The organism is Rahnella sp. ChDrAdgB13, assembly GCF_017655185.1.
Taxonomy (GTDB): domain Bacteria; phylum Pseudomonadota; class Gammaproteobacteria; order Enterobacterales; family Enterobacteriaceae; genus Rahnella; species Rahnella contaminans.
In genome coordinates this window covers 1-4,233 of record NZ_JAEMGT010000238.1, presented here as the reverse complement: position 1 = coordinate 4,233, position 4,233 = coordinate 1, and the positions used below count along the sequence as shown (strand labels likewise).

The 4,233-nt window shown below is 44.2% G+C and carries 4 protein-coding genes and 2 pseudogenes; 1 reads left to right on the top strand and 5 read right to left on the bottom strand.

The window, feature by feature from the left end; all coding sequences use genetic code 11:
• The 5 genes and pseudogenes from J8X26_RS27310 to J8X26_RS27290 all read right to left on the bottom strand — a co-directional run.
• Window positions 1-96: pseudogene (locus J8X26_RS27310) on the bottom strand (IS5/IS1182 family transposase); the annotation flags it as partial.
• Window positions 97-685: 589 nt separating this feature from the next.
• On the bottom strand, window positions 686-1,651 hold the full coding sequence (locus J8X26_RS27305; protein ID WP_208952648.1) for a ParB family protein: 966 nt from the start codon (window positions 1,649-1,651) through the stop codon (window positions 686-688).
• An 8-nt stretch (window positions 1,652-1,659) separates the two neighbouring features.
• The gene (locus J8X26_RS27300; protein WP_208952647.1) at window positions 1,660-2,859 is read right to left on the bottom strand and encodes an AAA family ATPase; all 1,200 of its coding nucleotides are present in this window, start codon (window positions 2,857-2,859) and stop codon (window positions 1,660-1,662) included.
• A 329-nt stretch (window positions 2,860-3,188) separates the two neighbouring features.
• Complete coding sequence (locus tag J8X26_RS27295; RefSeq protein ID WP_208952646.1) at window positions 3,189-3,449, bottom strand: Txe/YoeB family addiction module toxin; 261 nt, start codon at window positions 3,447-3,449, stop codon at window positions 3,189-3,191.
• Window positions 3,446-3,691 (bottom strand): type II toxin-antitoxin system Phd/YefM family antitoxin, encoded by a 246-nt coding sequence (locus J8X26_RS27290; RefSeq protein ID WP_208952645.1) that lies wholly within the window; start codon window positions 3,689-3,691, stop codon window positions 3,446-3,448. Before J8X26_RS27290 ends, J8X26_RS27295 begins: the two co-directional genes overlap by 4 nt.
• 143 nt (window positions 3,692-3,834) lie before the next feature.
• Between J8X26_RS27290 and J8X26_RS27285 the strand changes: the two are divergent.
• Window positions 3,835-4,160: pseudogene (locus J8X26_RS27285) on the top strand (transposase); the annotation flags it as partial.
• Between the last annotated feature and the right edge of the window lie 73 nt (window positions 4,161-4,233).

Sequence of the window (4,233 nt, the reverse complement as noted above, 5' to 3'; positions counted from 1 at the left end):
GGCCTGTTCATCCAACCAGAATGTCAGTGAGGCCCGATTGACGAGAGCTTTGTTGTAGGCGTTCCAGTTGGTTATTTTGAAGTTTTGTTTTGCCACGAGGTATCGCTACAGGATCAGGAATGTGGTGATCTGATCCTGATTGCTGCCAAAAACCCTTTTAATGTCAGATAAATCAATCCCCTACCTTTGTTATTCCTTTTCCAACAGCAACACTCACTAAAATAACACCGATTAGGGCAACAGCAATGCACCAGCACTAATAGCTGACCCAGATTTTGTTTTAGACAATTCCTTTTTCTATTGAGAAGACGTCCGATAACAAAATTTCGGTTCCGAATACTTTGAAGTGTTACCCTACCTACCGTCATCTCTCCTTTTGTACCATTCTTTAGCTGATATTGACCGCCACGCTCACCAGATGAATAGGGTTATTTTTTCGTATTTATTTGAAATGTTCGCCAACGATTTTATCGTCCCTTTGTTCAAAAATAATGGCCCGATAAACTTGGCGATTTCAGAGTGAAATTCGACAAATATAAATAAATTAATACATAATAATCAATAGATTGTTATTTACATTATTGCGGAGAAACTGACTAAATTTCAGAGAAGCGATCTGTCATTCCTTATCATATCCCTTTGGGAATTTCAGGCTGAAATCGCCAAAGAGAGTAGGGGGTAATTTTTAATGTTTGAAGTGCTTTTGTATTGTGTTTTGGATAACCAAATCAAGTTCATCTTGCACCTCTTTAGGCAGCCGATTGAACTCGTAGCTGAGTAGTCGCCCTTTTGTTTTTCTCCGGGCAAATTTATCCTTCCCGCCAAAGTTCCAAAGGGATGTAGTTATGGATTTTTGTTTAGCAGGGTTCTCTAACATCATGGTTGTTACAGACTTGAAGAGCTGAATTATCGCTGACTTCACTTCATCAGCGGCTAAACCGTCAGACAAAGAAGCTTTTGATTCGTTAATTTTTTCAACCACATCATCCACACGAATTTGCTTCGTAATCAGTTGCTGGTGTATATCCAGCAACAGCTTGAAATCAGGGTAGGTTAGTTCCGACTGTACGGGGAAGGGAGCTAACATTTCTGAAGGAACGGAGGCCGCTTGAATTGCACGTGTGACTTTCGCTTCAGACAACATTTCCGATTGAGCAATTTCCTTTTGAGTCATACCATTTTCACGCAGGATCTGTAAGCGCAGGCCTATCTCCCTCAGATTATGCTCCTTAGCGGTTTGTAAATCGGCAGCGAGTTGTCGGGCATCGGATGCACTGATATCCGATTCCGTCACCAGAACATTTAAACCCACTTTCTCAATGATAGCTCCGGCTCTGCGACGGGAGCCGTCGAGGATCTCAGTCCCCTGGGGTAAGAGTCTGCCAATTGCCGGGAAAAACTGCTGCAGCTTAAGAGTTCTGGTAATGTCTCTTAAAGATTCAGGGGTAAGCGCCGACTGATCACGCCCGTTAGTTTCAAGCGTAACAAAAGTATCAATTTCTACGTTATCAGCTTCAACTCTTACCAATTTAAAGGACGCCGTTTTACCAGACGCCAGCGTAAACAGCTGCGTATAGCCTTCATCCTCAGTACTGTCTTTATGCAATGACTGAGTAAATGTTCTGCCGATGGTGGTTCTTTTGGAACTCATAATTTTCCTCAGTTCATTCTGATAAATTCAATACGATCAAACACGGCTTTGGAAAAATCTTCTGCCGCTGTGCGCGCATTTTTCAGTGCTTCGCTACTTCCCACATACGTGGCTGGGTTTGCCGAAATAACCGTGTCGAAAGACTCACCACAGCGCTCAAAACCATCCAGGCGAGGCAAGGCCACATCAAGCATGTCACCACCGAAAATCTCTTTAGCAAGACTGTGACACAGCTTGTGGTCGGCTTTGTTAAGCAGCTTGGACATAAAACCAATATTGCCAACCAGGCGTGTTCTCATCCCGGAGTTTTCAATCAAGCTGATAAGCTCGGGCAAGCGGGTGAGGTACTTCAATGTCGAATGGAAGTCAACCTGTGCTGGTGGCACCGGGGTCATTAGTAAATCAGCAGCAGCAATGGCATTTGTTAAGAAAGAATCCAAGTGGGGCCCGCTATCAATAAAAATAAAATCATAGTCCCCAGCAATTTTATCAATGATATTTTCTCTCAGGACAGCAAAAGGGTTTTGTCCTGGAAGATGTTCAGTGCAAAGACTCTCCCATTTGGAGGCAATGAAAGCATCTTCAATAGAAGCGGGTAAAACATCCACCCCAGGGACGATGGAAGAAACAATAAATTCTTCCAGTAATTCTTCTCTGGTGACATTTTGCAACATGGCCTGCGCTGCTGTCGTATCCACGGTTCCGACAGAGCGCGTATGATTAAGGAACATTGTGGCTGATGACTGAGGATCGAGATCAATGACCAATACACGCAAGTCTTCTAGTAACAGATTCGGGTGCGCACGCAAACCATGAGCCAGAGAGACTGAGCTGACCGTTTTGGAGACACCGCCTTTGAGGTTTCCCAGAAAAACAATAAAGGCTTTGTTATGGCGGTCGCGATACTTGGGTACGCCGCGGTGGTGATAAATATCAATGATATTTTGGATGCTCATGGCATATTTGGAAGAAGTACCGGCGGGTTTCTTTTCGAAGTTATAACCGGCCTGCTCCATTTCACTTACAGCATAATCAACGCTGGCTCTGGTGAGTTTAGGTAGTTTAGCCAGCGCGGCTTTTGCATAAACCTGATAAAAGGAGGTTTCTTCAAGCGCTTCCTTCTGTGCTTTGATCTGTTCAGTAAGAGACACGAGCATTCTTTCTGAACGATCAGCGATTTTCCCTATCTGCTTGTTATCTCCAGACATATCCCTCTCCATGCTACTTTTAATTAAAAAAGCAATAATGCTGCATAGAAGTACCAATGTAAACATATCAACGCTAGTTTTGCGTAGCGGTGGACACGCTTGCTCATTACCACAATTTACTGAGTAAGAATTGGAAAGAATGGATACATAGAGGGGAGGCATCTATTGATAAGGCACGTAATCCATGGAAAAACATCAACCCACCGGCATGGACATACCAGAACGACTGACAGAATACAGCTAATCTGACTGAACTGCGGGATCAATTACCCCTCGTTACTCACAGATTGCCCTCTTTCAGGCAAAAAAACCGCTCAATGAGCGGCTGATTAGATTCCGGTGTAATGGAAGCGACATGCGATGATAATAATTTCTCCGTCCTTTACGTAGTAGACAAGCCGGTGTTCCCGGTCGATACGCCGCGACCACAATGGTCTTTTATGCTTAAATGGTTCTGTTTTGCCTATCCCAACGAACGCGTCAGTATGCACGGCTTTAATCAACTGTCGGACGCGCTCAAACTTTTTTGGGTCATTTTCCTGCCAATATCGATAATCCTCAGCTGCACGCGGCGTGAATACGGTTTTCATTCATCAATTTCTACCGTATCACCACTATCCAACTGGGCTAATGATGCCTCTATATGTGCAGCGTTCGCAGGATTACTGAAAAGGTAAAGCGTCTCAACCATGCTGCTGTATTCGTCTGCGTCAAGCATCACGACGTCACGGCTACCACGACGTGTAATAACTACTATATCCGCGTCATCACTGACCTGATTCAGTATATTCGCGAAATTGGTGCGGGCTTCTGTAAAAGTGACATGTCGCATCGAATAACCTCCTTAAAACGACTGTCAGTTATAATAACAATGTACTTATTTAAGTACGAGTAGGCCATGCTGTAGTGGCATAGTGAATTTGGCCACATGAATAGAGGTGATATCATCACCTCATAGTCAAAACAGGTGACATTATGACCGGACGTAACAGACGCAATTTTAGCCCCGAGTTTCGCCTCGAGGCTGCCCAGCTAGTACTCGATCAGCATTACACCGTTGCCGCCGCTGCCACTGCGATGAATGTCGGCAAATCCACGATGGATAAATGGCTCCGACAACTGAAAGAAGAGCGAGCGGGAAAATCACCCATAGCTTCACCCATGACACCTGAGCAGATTGAGATACGTGAGTTGAAGAAAATACTTCAACGCGTTGAAATGGAAAGGGATATATTAAAAAAGGCTACCGCGCTCTTGATGTCAGACTCCCTGAACAATTCTCATTAGTTGAGAAACTCAGGGGGTTCTGTCGCATTAATGACATCAGGTCAGTAAAAATTGAATTGCCTGTTTTTCAGGCAGTCATCAGATAAA